This window comes from Proteus sp. G2669, from assembly GCF_009915245.1.
Taxonomy (GTDB): Bacteria; Pseudomonadota; Gammaproteobacteria; order Enterobacterales; family Enterobacteriaceae; genus Proteus.
In genome coordinates this window covers 13,350-29,572 of record NZ_JAABLX010000048.1, presented here as the reverse complement: position 1 = coordinate 29,572, position 16,223 = coordinate 13,350, and the positions used below count along the sequence as shown (strand labels likewise).

Annotated in this window: 13 protein-coding genes; 8 read left to right on the top strand and 5 right to left on the bottom strand. The window is 37.4% G+C overall.

The window, feature by feature from the left end:
* Positions 1-147: 147 nt before the first annotated feature.
* On the top strand, positions 148-477 hold the full coding sequence (locus tag GWI68_RS13585; RefSeq protein WP_109408882.1) for a hypothetical protein: 330 nt from the start codon (positions 148-150) through the stop codon (positions 475-477).
* A gap of 139 nt (positions 478-616) precedes the next feature.
* Here GWI68_RS13585 and yeiP read toward each other — a convergent pair whose 3' ends face one another.
* The 3 genes from yeiP to GWI68_RS13570 form a co-directional block, all read right to left on the bottom strand.
* Positions 617-1,189 carry an elongation factor P-like protein YeiP gene (gene yeiP, locus GWI68_RS13580; RefSeq protein WP_166540636.1) on the bottom strand — a complete coding sequence of 191 codons (573 nt, stop codon included), beginning with the start codon at positions 1,187-1,189 and terminating at the stop codon, positions 617-619.
* 142 nt (positions 1,190-1,331) lie between these two features.
* Positions 1,332-2,573 (bottom strand): tryptophan permease, encoded by a 1,242-nt coding sequence (gene mtr / locus GWI68_RS13575; RefSeq protein ID WP_109408883.1) that lies wholly within the window; start codon positions 2,571-2,573, stop codon positions 1,332-1,334.
* A gap of 286 nt (positions 2,574-2,859) precedes the next feature.
* On the bottom strand, positions 2,860-3,276 hold the full coding sequence (locus GWI68_RS13570; RefSeq protein WP_109408884.1) for an NUDIX domain-containing protein: 417 nt from the start codon (positions 3,274-3,276) through the stop codon (positions 2,860-2,862).
* Positions 3,277-3,462: 186 nt separating this feature from the next.
* On the opposite strand from GWI68_RS13570, the gene fruK reads away from it, so the two are divergent.
* Positions 3,463-4,401 (top strand): 1-phosphofructokinase, encoded by a 939-nt coding sequence (fruK, locus tag GWI68_RS13565; RefSeq protein WP_109408885.1) that lies wholly within the window; start codon positions 3,463-3,465, stop codon positions 4,399-4,401.
* Between the two features lie 46 nt (positions 4,402-4,447).
* Here fruK and nfo read toward each other — a convergent pair whose 3' ends face one another.
* Together nfo and GWI68_RS13555 are read right to left on the bottom strand one after the other, a co-directional pair.
* Entirely contained in the window at positions 4,448-5,290 is an 843-nt protein-coding gene (gene nfo, locus GWI68_RS13560) for a deoxyribonuclease IV (RefSeq protein ID WP_166540635.1), read from the bottom strand.
* Between the two features lie 168 nt (positions 5,291-5,458).
* The gene (locus tag GWI68_RS13555) at positions 5,459-6,553 is read right to left on the bottom strand and encodes a YeiH family protein (protein ID WP_166540634.1); all 1,095 of its coding nucleotides are present in this window, start codon (positions 6,551-6,553) and stop codon (positions 5,459-5,461) included.
* Positions 6,554-6,737: 184 nt separating this feature from the next.
* Here GWI68_RS13555 and yieE point away from each other — a divergent pair, with 184 nt between their 5' ends.
* From yieE to GWI68_RS13520, 6 genes are all read left to right on the top strand, one after another.
* The gene (yieE, locus tag GWI68_RS13550) at positions 6,738-7,631 is read left to right on the top strand and encodes a DNA-binding transcriptional regulator YeiE (protein WP_109408888.1); all 894 of its coding nucleotides are present in this window, start codon (positions 6,738-6,740) and stop codon (positions 7,629-7,631) included.
* Between the two features lie 118 nt (positions 7,632-7,749).
* Positions 7,750-9,240 carry an amino acid permease gene (locus GWI68_RS13545; RefSeq protein WP_166540633.1) on the top strand — a complete coding sequence of 497 codons (1,491 nt, stop codon included), beginning with the start codon at positions 7,750-7,752 and terminating at the stop codon, positions 9,238-9,240.
* A 485-nt stretch (positions 9,241-9,725) separates the two neighbouring features.
* Positions 9,726-10,814, top strand: coding sequence for an iron ABC transporter permease (locus GWI68_RS13540; RefSeq protein WP_166540632.1), 1,089 nt, complete (start codon positions 9,726-9,728; stop codon positions 10,812-10,814).
* Positions 10,814-11,596, top strand: coding sequence for an ABC transporter ATP-binding protein (locus GWI68_RS13535; protein WP_166540631.1), 783 nt, complete (start codon positions 10,814-10,816; stop codon positions 11,594-11,596). The genes GWI68_RS13540 and GWI68_RS13535 overlap by 1 nt, the downstream gene beginning before the upstream one ends.
* Before the next feature lie 166 nt (positions 11,597-11,762).
* The gene (locus tag GWI68_RS13530; protein ID WP_166540630.1) at positions 11,763-13,757 is read left to right on the top strand and encodes a ligand-gated channel protein; all 1,995 of its coding nucleotides are present in this window, start codon (positions 11,763-11,765) and stop codon (positions 13,755-13,757) included.
* Between the two features lie 965 nt (positions 13,758-14,722).
* Positions 14,723-16,102, top strand: a complete 1,380-nt coding sequence (locus GWI68_RS13520) for an APC family permease (protein ID WP_166540629.1) — start codon at positions 14,723-14,725, stop codon at positions 16,100-16,102.
* Positions 16,103-16,223 lie beyond the last annotated feature (121 nt).

Here is a 16,223-nt window from a genome sequence, read left to right as displayed (position 1 = left end):
ATTTATAAACATCGAACACTTATATTTGATAGACATCAAATATTCTTCTTATGTCTATATGAATGTCATATTTTATTGCTATGATGAAAATATGTCGGGTAGGTGTGATCCTCATACCTGCTAGCGCAAACAAGAAGTGAGGTCGTTATGAGAAAATATCTGACCGTAGTATGCAGTCTTCTCGTTTCCAGTTCGATATCATTAGCTTGGGCATCTGATCCCATGCAAACAACAGGTCAGATTTATCTGCGGGGTGCGATTGTTGATCCTGCGTGTGAAATGAATTTCACATTAGATAAAGCTGAATACCAGTGTTACAAACACAACAAAGTGTTTACATCTACTCAATCCATTGTTCCTGCTTCTTTTGATAAATCCCAACAAATGATTATTTTGCCTCAAGATATGGGCCAAGCAGAGATCCGTTGGATGGATGATACGCAAAAAAATGGCGTTATTGACGTTCAATACTTTTAAAGCATCAATGGGGTGTAGATAAAAGTAACAAAGATAAACAAGTCAAATAATCGTTTGTCACATTGGGTTTCTTACGATTATCTGACCTATTTAGAGCAACATTAGCAATACGCTAATGAGTAGATGTTTTGACTATTGATTAGTCAGCTCGTCCCATATAGCGACGTTCTGCAATATGGATACGCACTTTATCGCCAGTAGAAAGATACTCAGGAACCTGAATAACTAATCCTGTTGGTAATGTTGCCGGTTTAGTACGCGCACTTGCTGATGCACCTTTAATACCTGGAACAGTTTCAACAATTTCCATATCAACAGTTTGTGGCAGCTCTAATGCTAAAACCTGACCATCCATTGTTAATACTTGCATTCCCGCTAAGCCTTCTTCAGGAATAAACAGTAATTCATCTTCGATTTGATCTTTTTTGAAGGTATAAGGAGTGTAATCTTCGTTGTCCATAAAGATATACTCATCACCATCAATGTAAGAAAAGCTAACAGCACGGCGAGTTAAGTTGATGGTATCAACCATATTATCGCCTTTAAAACGTTCTTCTACTTTTTGGCCTGTACGGATATCGGTAAAACGCATTTTATACAGAGTACTTGCGCCTCGAGCACTTGGTGCTTGAATATCGATATCTTTTACCAGTAATAATTTGTTGTTATAACTAACAGCCATACCACGCTTAATTTCATTGGCTTTTGCCATATAAAACCTTCCATTAAATAACATTGATGATAATGGCGACAAAATTACTCGCAGTGCAGAAACTTGGCAAGTTATTCACGTAATTTTTTTATAAGATTTGATGAAAAAATAAAGCCAGCAATGCTGGCTTTTAGTGAAGTGATTAGCGGTAGATAGGAAGAAGATTAAAGTTTGCTAAAATATGTGCGCTAGCATTGATGATGCCAAACAAAATAACAAATCCAATCATAAACATACCACCTGGAGCCTTAAAGCTTTGACCTTGATGACGTTGGCGACTGGCTTTTGCCATTAAGGCTGGAATAATTGCAGCCCAAATAGTTGCTGCGAGTCCTGCAAATCCAATGGCATATAAGAAACCATCAGGGAAAATAATAGCTAAAATAGTCGGTGGTATAAACGTCACAAGTGCAGATTTAAATCGACCACTTCCTGTATTGGAAAATTTAAAGAAATCCGCTAAGTAATCGAATAATCCTAATGAAACACCTAAGAATGAGCTTGCTAATGCCATATAAGAGAACAAATCTAGTAACAGTGATACAGTCGCATTGGCAGTTGTTGAACGCATTTGTGCTAATAAATTACCAATATTCCCACCATCAGCAATGACTTGCTTGAATCCTTCACGAGGAATATTACCTTGTACAACAAACTGCCATAAAATATAAATTGCCAGTGAAATCAGTGTACCAATCAACAAGCTTTTCATGACGGCTTTGCCATCTTTACGGTAATACGTTACTAAGCCTGGAATATTGCCATGATAACCAAATGAGGTCAGTAAGTAAGGGAGTGCAGCTAAAGCATAAGGCAAGTAACTCGCATTACTTTCATTTGTATTAAATAACACAGGCATTTTTACTTCTGTAAATAATCCACCAATGGCTAATACAAAAGCAATTACCATACCGCCAATTAAAATGGTGCTTAATCTATCCACTGCACGTGTTGATAACCAAACAAAGAAGGCAACAATTAATGCAAAGACTAAGCCCGCAATAGCTTGCGATACACTGATGATGCCTGCAAAATTTTGTACGATAATGGAGCTACCCGCAGAAATATAAGCGTAAGTTAAAATATAAAGAACAAACGCAATGGAAAGCCCATTAATAGTGCTCCAGCCTTTTCCTAATAGATCTTTGGTGATGGTGTGAAAACTTGAACCTAGAGGATAATGAAGATTCACTTCTAAGATCATTAATCCCGACATAAATAGGCAAAACCAAGTATAAATTAACAAAAAAATAGACCCGGTAAACCAGACACCGGAAGTCACAATCGGAATGGAAAACATGCCAGCACCGACAGCGGTGCCTGCAATGATCATTGCGCCACCAAGTATGGATGGACGCTTTGTTATTGATGTGACTTCTGACATAAGATGTCCTTATTAAATTGACTCAATGTACTAGCTTGATGGTGTAAAGAATACACGTTTGTATTCAGAGTGTAAATAGAGGTTATTGTGCTTTATAAAAGAAAAAAGTGAGTAAAAATAATACAGTAAAAGGGGGCGATCATATAAATCAATAGATTAGTGTAAGCATTATCAGAAATGATAAAGAAATTGAGAGTTAAATAAGTGGTTTTTTAAGCAAGATTAAACGTTGAAACCATTATTCTGAACAAAAATTATTCAGAATAATGAAAGTGATAGGAGAAAATTAGCCTTGGTAAAACTGTTTGTTTTTCCATAATGTAATGGAATTACGGCTGGCTTCAAAATGAGGTTCAGGTAAATCATTCGGTGAACACCAGCGGATCTCAGAACATTTGTCTGGCTCCATTAATTTGGGCTCATCGCCTTGGTATTGTGCAATCATGCAAATAGAAACTGTGTGTTTACCTTCTAATTGGTAAGTTTCTAAGTTATTACTAATACCAATTACTTTAGGTGATGTAATAGTAATGCCAATTTCTTCTTTTATTTCGCGAATGGCGCATTGTTCAAAAGTTTCACCATCATCGACATGACCACCAAAAATTGACCAATAAGGTGCGTGTGTGCCACAGCGTTTTCCTAATAACACTTCACCTTTTTCATTTACAATAATCACGCCAACACCGACCACAACTGACATTCTAGGCTCCTTATTTTTTATATAGTTATTGATAACGGATAGCTAAGTCATTTTTTATGAGCGTTATTGTCCTTGGCGAAGAGTAAGAGTCAAGGAGAACTGATGCAATTTCACTGAATTAAAGGTTAATTAGTGCTATATATAGCCCCTAAATATTCATAATAAAAACGATTGGAGAGTAAAGACATGAGTCGCCGTGTCGCTACGATCACTTTAAATCCTGCCTATGATCTTGTTGGTGCTTGTTCAGCGATTGACGTAGGTGGTGTTAATTTAGTCCGAACAGCTGGACTTAATCCCGCAGGGAAAGGTAATAATGTCGCGAAAGTCTTGCGTGATTTGGGGATAGATATTACCGTCAGCGGATTTATGGGACGCGAAAATCAAGAAGAGTTTCAGCATTTTTTTAGTGAAAATGGGATGGCTAACCGTTTTTATCTGGTATCTGGCCGTACACGTATTAATGTGAAATTGACGGAAGGAAAAGGGCAGGTTACTGATTTTAATTTTTCAGGGTTTACAGTATCACCACAAGATTGGCAACGCTTTGCAGTAGACTCACTTAATTGGCTGGGGCATTTTGATATGGTGGTTGTTAGTGGCAGCCTACCGAATGGTGTTGATCCTGAAGCTTTTACACAGTGGATGATTAAATTAAGGCAGTTGTGCCCTTGTATTATTTTTGATAGTAGTCGTGATGCATTAGTGGCGGGATTAAAAGCCGCACCTTGGTTAATAAAACCGAATCATAGGGAGTTAGAAGCCTGGGTTGGACATTCACTGACTGAAATGACAGATATTATTAAAGCAGCGCATCAATTGAGGGATAAGGGCATTGCACATGTTGTTATTTCATTAGGAGAAAGGGGGGCATTATGGGTAAATGCTTCAGGTGCTTGGCTAGCTAAACCACCGTATTGTGATGTCGTAAGCACTGTGGGAGCTGGTGATTCTATGGTTGCGGGATTAGTTTACGGTTTATTGATGAGCCAAACTAGTGAACATACGCTACGTTTAGCAACGGCCATCTCTGCGTTATCTGTGAGTCAGCCTGATGTTGGAATTAAAGATAGAAGTCAACTTGCTCAGATGATGACTAAAATTGAGTTAACACCAATTAAATAATGCTCTTTGCGGTTTATTTTGAGATAAACCGCAAAGAATACCAAATTTAGGTTTGTTGTGATTTTAACCAGGCAATTTCATCAGGCCAAATATCAGGATTAATTGTTTCTAAAATTAGTGGAATACCATCAAAACGCTTATCCTGCATAATATAGCTAAAAGGTACTTTACCAATATTACCTTCGCCTAAGCTATGGTGACGGTCAACTCGACTTGCTAGTTCACTTTTAGCATCATTTAAGTGCATCGCTTTTAAGTATTGAAAGCCGACGATTTTTTCAAATTCTGCAAAGGTTTTTTCACACTCTTCATGGGTTCTTAAATCATAACCAGCAGCGAAGGTGTGACAAGTATCAATACAAACACCAACGCGAGATTTATCTTCAACACCGTCAATAATCGCCGCAAGATGTTCGAAACGATAACCCAAATTAGTGCCTTGGCCAGCTGTATTTTCAATAACAGCAGTAACATTTTTTGTTTTTTCTAAAGTGATGTTGATTGACTGAGCTATTTTTTGTAAGCACTTATCAACATCAATTTTATTTAAGTGGCTACCAGGATGAAAATTAAGTAATTCAATACCAAGTTGTTCGCAACGTTGCATTTCATCTAGAAATGCGTCTCTTGATTTTTCAAGCGCTTCTTCTTCAGGATGGCCTAAATTAATTAGATAACTGTCATGGGGTAAAATTTGAGAAGGGCCATAACCATAAAGTTCACAGTTCTTTTTAAATTTATCAATGACTTCTGTGGATAATGGTGCGGCTTTCCACTGGCGCTGGTTTTTAGTAAAAAGAGCAAACGCAGTGGCTTTGATTTCATGTGCGCGTAATACCGCCTGATCAACACCACCAGCAGCACTGACATGTGCGCCAACAAATTTCATTATTTCTCTCCTTAGATTTATTTTACACCATGATAACAAACATACAGCATATAACATAATATTGAGGTGATAAAAGCAAAAAAGCGCAACTAAGAATAGTTGCGCAATAATGAAAAGAACTTCTCAAGGCGAAATTTTAAAGGGGATGAATTTTTATCGATATTCCTATTAAGACATCAACACAGTTTGAATAAAGATATTAATTATCACACCACCAAGGGTTAACCAGAAGAATAAGAATAAAGCTAACAATAACGGTTTGACGCCTGCTTGTCGGATAGCGCTAATATGTGTTGTTAAACCTAATGCCACCATTGCCATTGCTAATAGAATGGTATCGATAGTAACAATGTAACTAACAATAGACGCTGGAATTAAATTTAAAGAGTTAAAGCCAGCCATTAAAATAAAAAATACGGCAAACCAAGGAATAGTGATTGGGCTTTTTTCAGCTACTTGTGCGCCATTGTTTGCCTTGCTTTTCTTTTTACTTAAATAAGTTGAAAGAATAATTAAGAATGGTGCCAACATCATTACGCGGATCATTTTACTAATAACGGCTGCATTTTCAGCGTCAGGGCTAATTGAGTGTCCTACGGCAACGACTTGAGCTACTTCATGGATGGTTGAACCTGAAAAAATACCAAAGGTTTCTTCTGTAAATGGTAACCAGCCAGCAAATGCATTTAAGTGATAGAACCAAGGATAAAGGAAAATACCAATAGTCCCAAAAATCACAACAGTAGATACCGCAACAGCTACTTGGCTTGCTTGTGCTTTAACAACCGGCTCTGTCGCCATAACAGCCGCCGCACCACAAATACTGCTACCCGCACCAATTAAGATCACTGTTTGTTCGTCTAAGCCGAAATATTTTCGACCAATCCACATTGCAATAAGAAACGTCGATGTCAGCATAATTGCATCTATAATTAAACCCGTTGCACCCACATCGGCAATTTGCTGAAACGTCAGTCTGAAACCATACAAAATAATACCGGTGCGTAATAAATAGTGTTTGGCGAATTTGACACCGTCATCACTATAAGGTTTTGCAACAGGATAAAGCGTATTACCAATAATAATGCCGAATAAGATCGCCAGCGTTAATGCGCCTAACCCCATACTAGAAAACCAAGGAATATCACCAACATAAATAGCAAGCGCAGTTAATACACCTGTTAGTAATAAACCAGGAAGCCAGCGATAGACTGGAGTAAAACATTTTTTCGCCAATGTAATAGGTTGACTTTGCTCTGACATAGAAAAACCTTGCTTATATGAATTTTGCATAAGCATATAACAATCAATCTTATTTATTAAACTCATTATTTTTATAATAATAACCAGTAAAAGTAATATGTGTGTATTTTCTTAAATGTACTTGGTATGTTACTGGTTTGTGGATAGTATGTTATTACAATGATGGCTCAAAGGTGGAATGGACATGCGAATTACGTTGCGGCAACTGGAAGTCTTTACTGAAGTTCTCAAAAGTGGTTCTACAACGCAAGCATCACAACAGCTTGCTCTATCTCAATCTGCTGTCAGTGCTTCTTTAACTGATCTAGAAAGCCAATTAGGGGTACAGCTTTTTGATAGGGTGGGAAAACGCCTTGTTACGAATGAACATGGTCGATTACTTTATCCCAGAGCATTATCTTTACTTGAACGTGCAATCGAAGTTGAACAACTATTTCAAGCAGGAAATGGTGCCTTACGTATTGCTGCAAGTACCACAATAGGTAATTACATTCTTCCAAAAATGCTGGGTAATTTTCATCGTAATTATCCTGATATTCCATTAGAAATGAGCATTGGTAATACAGAAGAAGTCGTTAAACTCGTGAGTGAATTCAGGGTTGATTTGGGATTAATTGAAGGTGCTTGTCAAAGTTCTGAGTTAATTAGTCAAAAATGGCTCCTAGATGAAATGGTTATTTTTTGCTCACCAGATCATCCTTTAGCTAAAGCAGCAAAAGTGACTTTAGCTGATTTACAATCAGCACCTTGGATCTTGCGAGAAAATGGTTCAGGGACTCGAGATGTTCTTAATCATCTTCTTTTTGCTTCTTTACCAGGCTATCGCATTGAAATGGAATTAGGTAATTCAGAAGCGATAAAACACGCAGTTATGTATGAAATGGGTATCAGTTGTTTATCTCGTCGAGTTATTGAGGAACAGATTAATAACGGTTCATTAAAAGAGATAAAAGTAGAAGGATTGGCATTACAACGTACCTTATATCTGGTTTATCATCGCCAAAAACATGTGTCTGATGCACTGAAAAAATTGCTGACATATTGTAATGCTGAACACTTAATCGGCAATTTTTCATAAATTGCTAATAATTGACGCCCGATTATGAAGGTATCTTATAATCATGGATCCTTGCTATTCACGAACGACAGATTTGCTACAATCCTCGTCAGAAAAGTGAATATAAAAGTGGAATGTTATGTCAGAACAACAAAAAAGTACTGCTAAGTCGGGCGCAGTACAGCAGACTTTGCGCCGAGAATTAAAGGCGCGACATTTAGCGATGATCGCTATTGGTGGTTCAATTGGTACAGGACTTTTTGTCGCATCGGGGGCTACTGTTGCTCAAGCAGGGCCAGGTGGGGCATTACTCTCTTATGCTTTAATTGGGCTGATGGTCTATTTTCTAATGACAAGCCTTGGTGAGTTAGCCGCATTTATGCCCGTATCCGGCTCTTTCTCAACTTACGGTTCTAAGTATGTAGAAGAAGGCTTTGGTTTCGCATTAGGTTGGAACTATTGGTACAACTGGGCAGTTACTATTGCTGTTGACCTTGTTGCTGCACAATTAGTGATGCTCTATTGGTTCCCTGATGTTGATGGTTGGATCTGGAGTGCTCTATTCCTTTGCGTTATATTCTTGCTTAACTATATCTCTGTAAAAGGATTTGGTGAGGCTGAATATTGGTTCTCTTTGATCAAAGTTTCCACTGTGATTATCTTTATTATTGTGGGTATTGCGATGATCACTGGTATTATGAAAGGGGCTGAAAACGCAGGCTGGCATAACTGGGAAATTGGAGATGCACCTTTTGCAGGTGGATTTGCAGCTATGATTGGTGTCGCAATGATTGTTGGTTTCTCATTCCAAGGTACAGAATTAATTGGTATCGCGGCGGGAGAATCTAAAGATCCAGCTAAAAATATTCCAAAGGCTGTGCGTAAAGTTTTCTGGCGTATTTTGCTGTTCTATATCTTTGCTATTCTAATTATTAGCTTAATTATTCCTTATACTGATCCAAGTTTATTACGTAATGATGTTGGCGATATCAGCGTTAGCCCATTCACGTTAGTCTTTAAAAATGCTGGATTACTGTCTGCAGCAGCAATTATGAATGCTGTCATTTTAACGGCGGTTCTTTCTGCGGGTAACTCAGGCATGTATGCCTCAACTCGGATGCTATTTACACTGGCAAGAGAAGGCAAAGCACCAAAATGTTTTGGCAAATTGTCTAAAAATGGTGTGCCACGTAATGCACTTTATGCAACAACTGTTGTTGCGGGCCTGTGTTTCTTAAGCTCAATGTATGGAAACCAAACTGTCTACTTGTGGTTATTAAACACGTCAGGAATGACGGGTTTTATTGCATGGTTAGGCATTGCAATTAGTCATTATCGTTTCCGTAAAGGTTATGTAGCACAAGGGCGTGATTTAAATGATTTACCTTATCGCTCTGGTTTCTTCCCAATTGGTCCAATTTTTGCCTTTGTACTGTGCCTAATTATTACATTAGGTCAAAATTACCAAGCGTTTTTGGAAGATACAATTGATTGGTATGGTGCTATTGCAACGTATATTGGTATCCCATTATTTTTGTTAATCTGGTTTACTTATAAAATTGTGAAGAAAACTCGTTTTATTCGTTATAACGAAATGGAATTTCCAACACATATTGCGAATAAAAAATAACCGATAATTCAGTATATTGAGACGCCCGCTTTGTGATCTAAATCACATTAAAGCGGGCGTTTTTTTTATTTTCCAATCTAATCATTATAAAAAATATACAAAAGCTTCAATTATATTAGCAATCGTATTGATAATTATTATTATTTGCTTTATTGTTAGCGCGTATTTAATTTGTGAACTAATAAAATAACAGCGCTATTGATTGTGAATATTATGCTAAATGTAATGAGCCTGATAATAATTAGTCCTCTTATCTCTCAGTATTACAGATCAATAGCCTATCGCATTGTAATAATTTACACAGCGAATATGTTTCACCGTATAATAATTTAGCGACTCATTTCTTTGTTAGATAAATTGTCCCAGATTGATAATTTGCTTCATAGCAATAAAAAGCATCTGATGAGTTGTACGGTATGCTTTTGCCAACGTAAACGCAGGTAAGAGCAGAAGAACGTAAAAAAAGACTAGGTACAACAATTGATATGAGCATTATGTCAGAGCGACTTACCGCAGAAGAACAAGCAAAAAGCACATCCGATAATGTAAAAGTACATTATCGGAAAATGATGAGTAAGCGCATGTTATGGTTAGGTGTGATTGTTTTAATTATTTGTGGTTCGGTGGTGTTAGATTTCACCATGGGGCCTTCAGGTTTATCGCTAGATAAATTATTAACAACACTGTTTCAGCCTGAGCTTGTTGATGCAGGTTCAAGAGTGATTGTATGGGATATTCGCTTACCTTATGCCTTAATGGCGGTGGTGGTAGGTATGTCGTTAGGGTTAGCTGGTGCAGAAATGCAGACTATTTTAAATAACCCTTTAGCAAGCCCATTTACATTAGGTTTATCAAATGCGGCATCATTTGGTGCGGCATTAGCTATTGTGCTCGGTATTGGTATTCCCGGAATTCCTGATCAATGGTTTATTTCAGCCAATGCATTTCTTTTTGCGTTGTTATCAGCCTTGTTATTGGATGGAATTACACGTTGGACTCGTGTTCCGACATCTGGTGTTGTACTTTTTGGTATTGCCATGGTGTTTACTTTCAACGCATTGGTTTCAATGATGCAATTTATTGCGACAGAAGACACTCTTCAAGGACTTGTTTTCTGGACAATGGGAAGTTTAGCGCGTGCAACATGGGTAAAACTTGGTGTTATGGCTGGTGCTTTTGCTGTCATTATGGTGATTTCATGGCTAAGTTCATGGAAACTAACTGCATTGCGATTAGGTGAAGACAGGGCGATTAGCTTTGGTATTGATGTAAAACGCTTAAGATTAGGCTCATTGTTACGGATCAGTATTTTAACGGCACTGGCTGTTGCTTTTGTTGGACCTATTGCTTTTATTGGGTTAGTTGCACCTCATATTGCCCGTATGATGTTTGGTGAAGATCATCGTTTCTATTTACCAGCAAGCGCATTAATCGGTGCTTTAGTTTTATCATTGGCGTCGATTGCATCTAAAAATTTAATACCTGGTGTTATTATTCCTGTTGGTATCGTGACATCGCTGGTGGGTGTGCCATTTTTCCTCAGCATGATTTTACGTCATAGAGGGAATATCTAATGATTGAAGGATTAAAAATTCAAGATTTTAGCGCTGGCTATGCTAAACACCTCATCATTAAGGCACTTGATGTTGAGCCATTACCTAAAGGAAAGGTTACCGTACTATTGGGGCCAAATGGGAGTGGAAAATCAACATTATTAAGAGCATTAGCTGGATTAAATAAATCATCAGGTGTTGTCAGTTTAGATGGAAATGATCTAGCTTCGATGAATTTCGCACAACGAGCTCAAAATGTCGTCTATTTACCACAAACATTGCCTGCGGGTGTTCATTTACATGTTTTAGAATCCATTATTGTGGCGCAGCGTGCTTCCGGTGGATTACATAATGAACATAGTGAAGCTCAGGTAATGCACCTATTACGTCAATTAGGTATTGAGCATTTAGCGTTACGTTATTTAGATGAGTTGTCGGGTGGCCAAAAACAATTAGTTGGGCTTGCCCAATCATTGATTAGACAACCCTCTTTATTATTATTGGACGAGCCGTTGAGCGCATTAGATCTTAATTACCAATATCATGTAATGGATTTAGTCGCTAAAGAGACACACCGTAGAAATATTATTACTGTTGTTGTTGTCCACGATATTAATATCGCCTTACGACATGGCGAACATGTATTAATGTTAAAACAAGGGCAATTAATTGCGCAAGGTGCGCCAGATAAAGTTATTACAGCACAAAGCCTTGCTGATGTTTACGGTGTTCAAGGTAGATTGGAATATTGTTCACAAGGAATACCTCAAATTATTATTGATGGTTTAGTGGATAAAATATAGAGAAGCAAAAGAGAAAAGAAATAAATATAGGGATGCAGTAAATAGGGATATAAAAATAATATTAAAATAACCAAGGGTAATTAAATTATTACCCTAATTTCTGAGCAATTGTCGATCTGTCCATCTATATAAAACGTAAAGAATATATATTCTTGGAGAATCGGGAATGGTAGTGTTAAATAAAAATAAAATCGCGCTTAGTGTTGTTGCTGCAATTGCATCTAGTTTTGTTATGACTGCAACAGCTGAAAATGTAGAAAAACTACTTGTTACAACTGCTTCTGGGTTTAAACAAACCGTTGAAGATGCGCCTGCATCGGTTTCTGTTGTTACTCGTGAACAATTAGAAACTAAGTCTTATCGTGATGTAACTGATGCGCTAAAAGATGTTCCTGGCGTATTAGTGACAGGCGGTGGAAGTAGTTCTGATATCAGTATTCGTGGTATGGATGCAAAATATACCATGATCTTGGTTGATGGTAAGCGTATTGCCTCGCGTGAAACGCGTCCTAATAGTGATAACTCGGGTATTGAACAAGGTTGGTTACCGCCTTTACCTGCCATTGAACGTATTGAAATTGTACGTGGCTCAATGTCTTCTTTATATGGTTCAGATGCAATGGGTGGGGTTATCAATATTATCACTCGTAAAGCGCAAAAAGAGTGGAACTTTAGCTTACGTGCAGATACCACATTAACTGAACGTAAAAACGAAGGTAATACGGGACAAGGCAGTTTCTATGCTGCAGGACCATTAGTTGAAAATCTTTTAGGTTTAAAAGTTCAAGGCCAATATTCACATCGTGGTGAAGATAAACGCGTTGATGGTTATAATCGCCAAATTATGTCAAGTGGTGGTGGTACATTAAGTTGGACACCAGATGAGCAAAATACGATTGATTTTGAATTTAAAAAAGATAATCAGCATCGTGATTACCGCAAAGGTTATTCTGATACTGCTGATGGTTTTTCTAAGTACGAATTAACCCATTATGCATTAACTCATGATGGTGTTTATGATTTTGGTACCATGAATACTTATGTTCAGCGTGATGAAAACCGAAATCCATCTCGCAAAATGGATTATGACGATACAGTTGTGCGTAACCAAACTGTCTTTGCTTTAGGGGATCATACTTTAAGTGTAGGGGGGCAATACCGCTATGAAGAACTTAAAGATGATGGTAATAAGATAGATGGTGGTAATAAATTAGATCGCTATAGTTGGGCACTATTTGCTGAAAATGAATGGGCAATGACCAACGATTTCGCTTTAACTGGCGGTCTACGTATGGATAAAGACGAAAACTACGGTACTCACTGGACACCACGAGTTTATGGCGTATGGCATATGGCTGATGAATGGACGTTAAAAGGTGGAGTCTCTACCGGTTATCGTTCACCTGATTTACGCCAAGCAACGAAAACTTGGGGACAAGCAACGGGTGGTCGTAATGGTAATGGGGTGATTTATGGTAACCCAGATTTGAAACCAGAAAAATCAGTTACGGAAGAAATCAGTCTGATCTGGGATAATAGAGAAAATTTATCTGCAAGTGTAACTGTTTATAATACTGAATTTAAAGATAAGATCACAGAAGTCCGTCGTTGTGATAGCACAGTAGATAAAAATGGCAATAAAAAGAATGTCAATTTACGTGACTGTAATAGACCTGAAGATGGTTTAAGTAACGGCAAAGAATACGATTTTGTTAGTGATAGAATAAACGTTGGTAAAGCCAATATGCGTGGTGTTGAGGTTACGGGAAACTGGATTATTTCACCAGAATGGAATATTGCTGCTAACTATACCTTTACAGATACTGAGCAAAAAAGCGGTGATTTTAAAGGTAAGCCTTTAAATAAACAGCCTCGCCATATGGCTAATGCGACCCTAAATTGGGAAACCACACCAGAAATGGAAACATGGGCGCGTATTAACTTCCGTGGTAAAACATCGGATTATTTATCACGCACCAGTATGGCAAATGGTACACCATCTTATGCATTTGTTGATGTTGGTACTAGCTACAGCTTAACCAAACAATTAAATGTAATTGGTGGTGTTTATAACGTATTTGACCGTCGTATTGAACGTGATAACTTTGGTTCAACCTTAGAAGGTCGTCGTTACAATATTGGTTTGAACTACAACTTCTAATTAATTACCCTCGGTTTGTGTCATTAAGACTCCACTTGTGGAGTCTTTTTTTATGATTCATTTCTTTTTATTTGTTCAAAATTAATACTGGAAAATTTAAATATTGAGGTTTATATTTAGCTTATAAATCATCTTATCAATCGCTTTATTCTGACTACTAGATTGTTATTTCTACGTATTATTTATCGTTTTTTCCTTAATTTGTTTAATTACATTTTTATTGTGCGAAATAGACCTATAAAAAATAGGTGTTTTTTATTAAAAAAATGTTTTTTTGAAAAATAGAAATGGATTTTAACAAAAATATAGCATTAATCTTATTAATGTATTTTAAATGCTTTATTTTGATGGTTTGATATTGATAGTAATTCTAAATTATCTATTAGTCTTTATTTATCAATTAGTTGATGGGTTGTTTTTTTAATTGTAATTCTATCTTCCTAAATGTTTATATCTTAGTGTTTGTGATAAAATCACAATAATTGTTAATTAAATGTGGCGTTATATGTTGACTTAGTTTGCGAATTGAAAAGATCGTAAAAAAAGAGGGCTTTTTGATGAAAATGTATTGCTATTTAAGTCTGAGACGTGCAAAATGCGCCCACTAAAAATATGACTGATGCGTTTAAAGTGCATCGGTTTTTTTTTGCATTTTTACTTATTACTACACCAAGAGGTCAGATTCATTTGAGTCTGAATAGATAACATAATTTGATTAGCAGCCAGCCCCTTAGAGAAAGGGTTGTCATGATAGAGGAATGCTAATATGGTACAATTATTCTCTTTCGCAGTCGGGCCAAACGGCACCTGCGGTAATGATGACTACGGAGCACGGCGTCTCCTGAACACATACACATCCTTAAAAACTTCATTCTATTCTGTTTATAGGCAGATGCGAAGTCTTCCCAGTAACTGTCGGTTGAGTTTATTGAATACTCAAACCGAAGTTATGGGAGGGTTCGCGAATGTCAGATAACGTCATCTCCTCTATCGGCACTAACCAAACAGGTGCTAACAATCGAGTTCAACTACGTAAAACCTTGACACTAATGCAGGTAGTCATGATGGGGCTTGCTTTTTTACAGCCTATGACTATTTTCGATACATTTGGTATCGTTTCTGGCATTACCAATGGTCACGTAGCAACATCGTATGCAATTGCTTTAATTGCAATTTTATTCACCGCAGTAAGTTATGGAAAATTAGTTAAACGTTTTCCATCAGCTGGCTCGGCGTATACTTATGCTCAGAAATCCATGAGTCCTTATGTAGGCTTTATGGTGGGTTGGTCATCTTTACTCGACTATTTATTTATGCCAATGATCAACATTTTATTGGCGAAAATCTATTTACAAGCAATATTCCCGGGCGTTGAACCGTGGATCTTTGTATTTGGTTTAGTGGCCTTAATGACGTTCTTTAACCTACGTGGTATTAACGTTGTTGCTAACTTAAATACAGCAATTGTTATTGTGCAAGTTGCAGTAATGGTTGTGTTTGTAGGGTTACTTATTCACGGCGTATATAATGGAGAAGGTGCAGGGGAGTTATGGACCTTTAGACCATTTGCGTCTGTTGATGCGCAAGTCATACCTATGATAACCGGAGCAACAATACTCTGTTTCTCATTCTTAGGTTTTGACGGTATCAGTACATTGTCAGAAGAGACGCCAAATGCAGGTAAAGTTATCCCTAAAGCGATTTTCTTAACAGCGCTGATTGGTGGGATTATCTTTATTGCGGTTTCTTACTTTTTACAACTGTATTTCCCAGATATTTCACGATTCAAAAATCCAGAAGAATCACAACCAGAAATAATGCTGTATGTTGCAGGTGCTTTATTCCAGTCCATTATTTTAGTGTTCTCTTGCGTAACAGTATTAGCGTCTGGTATGGCGGCTCATGCTGGTGTTGCTCGTTTACTTTATGTAATGGGACGTGATGGGGTATTCCCAGAGAAGACTTTTGGCTATGTACACCCTAAATGGCGTACTCCTGCATTTAACGTATTATTAGTGGGTTTCTTAGCCTTAGGCGCAGTGTTCTTCGATTTAGTAACTGCAACGGCATTAATTAACTTTGGTGCGTTGGTTGCGTTTACTTTCGTGAACTTGTCTGTAATTTCACAGTTCTATATTCGTGAGCGCCGTAATAAAGGAATAATGGATCACATTAATTACCTGATATTACCTATTATTGGTGCAGCGACAATGGGTGTCTTGTGGATAAACCTTGAACCTGGTTCTATGGAATTAGGCCTTGTTTGGGGCGCTATTGGCATACTTTATATGGTGTGGATCACGCGTCGTTTCCGTCGTCCAATGCCGCAGATGCCAGAAAAGTAATATTCTAAGAATTGTCATAATGATAAATAAAATGGCCTCAGAAATGAGGCCATTTTTTTGTATTGAATAAACAGTATTAGAATTAAACAGGATAATAAATAACCAATTAATTGATTTATAT

Excerpts from the sequence above, each read along its gene's own strand:
- GWI68_RS13545 (WP_166540633.1), top strand. The coding sequence starts at position 7,750 with ATGTCAGAACAACAAAAAAGTACTGCTAAGTCGGGCGCAGTACAGCAG.
- nfo (WP_166540635.1), bottom strand. The coding sequence starts at position 5,290 with ATGAAATTTGTTGGCGCACATGTCAGTGCTGCTGGTGGTGTTGATCAG.
- GWI68_RS13535 (WP_166540631.1), top strand. The coding sequence starts at position 10,814 with ATGATTGAAGGATTAAAAATTCAAGATTTTAGCGCTGGCTATGCTAAA.
- fruK (WP_109408885.1), top strand. The coding sequence starts at position 3,463 with ATGAGTCGCCGTGTCGCTACGATCACTTTAAATCCTGCCTATGATCTT.
- yeiP (WP_166540636.1), bottom strand. The coding sequence starts at position 1,189 with ATGGCAAAAGCCAATGAAATTAAGCGTGGTATGGCTGTTAGTTATAAC.
- GWI68_RS13540 (WP_166540632.1), top strand. The coding sequence starts at position 9,726 with ATGAGCATTATGTCAGAGCGACTTACCGCAGAAGAACAAGCAAAAAGC.
- GWI68_RS13520 (WP_166540629.1), top strand. The coding sequence starts at position 14,723 with ATGTCAGATAACGTCATCTCCTCTATCGGCACTAACCAAACAGGTGCT.
- GWI68_RS13585 (WP_109408882.1), top strand. The coding sequence starts at position 148 with ATGAGAAAATATCTGACCGTAGTATGCAGTCTTCTCGTTTCCAGTTCG.
- GWI68_RS13555 (WP_166540634.1), bottom strand. The coding sequence starts at position 6,553 with ATGTCAGAGCAAAGTCAACCTATTACATTGGCGAAAAAATGTTTTACT.
- GWI68_RS13570 (WP_109408884.1), bottom strand. The coding sequence starts at position 3,276 with ATGTCAGTTGTGGTCGGTGTTGGCGTGATTATTGTAAATGAAAAAGGT.
- yieE (WP_109408888.1), top strand. The coding sequence starts at position 6,738 with ATGCGAATTACGTTGCGGCAACTGGAAGTCTTTACTGAAGTTCTCAAA.
- mtr (WP_109408883.1), bottom strand. The coding sequence starts at position 2,573 with ATGTCAGAAGTCACATCAATAACAAAGCGTCCATCCATACTTGGTGGC.
- GWI68_RS13530 (WP_166540630.1), top strand. The coding sequence starts at position 11,763 with ATGGTAGTGTTAAATAAAAATAAAATCGCGCTTAGTGTTGTTGCTGCA.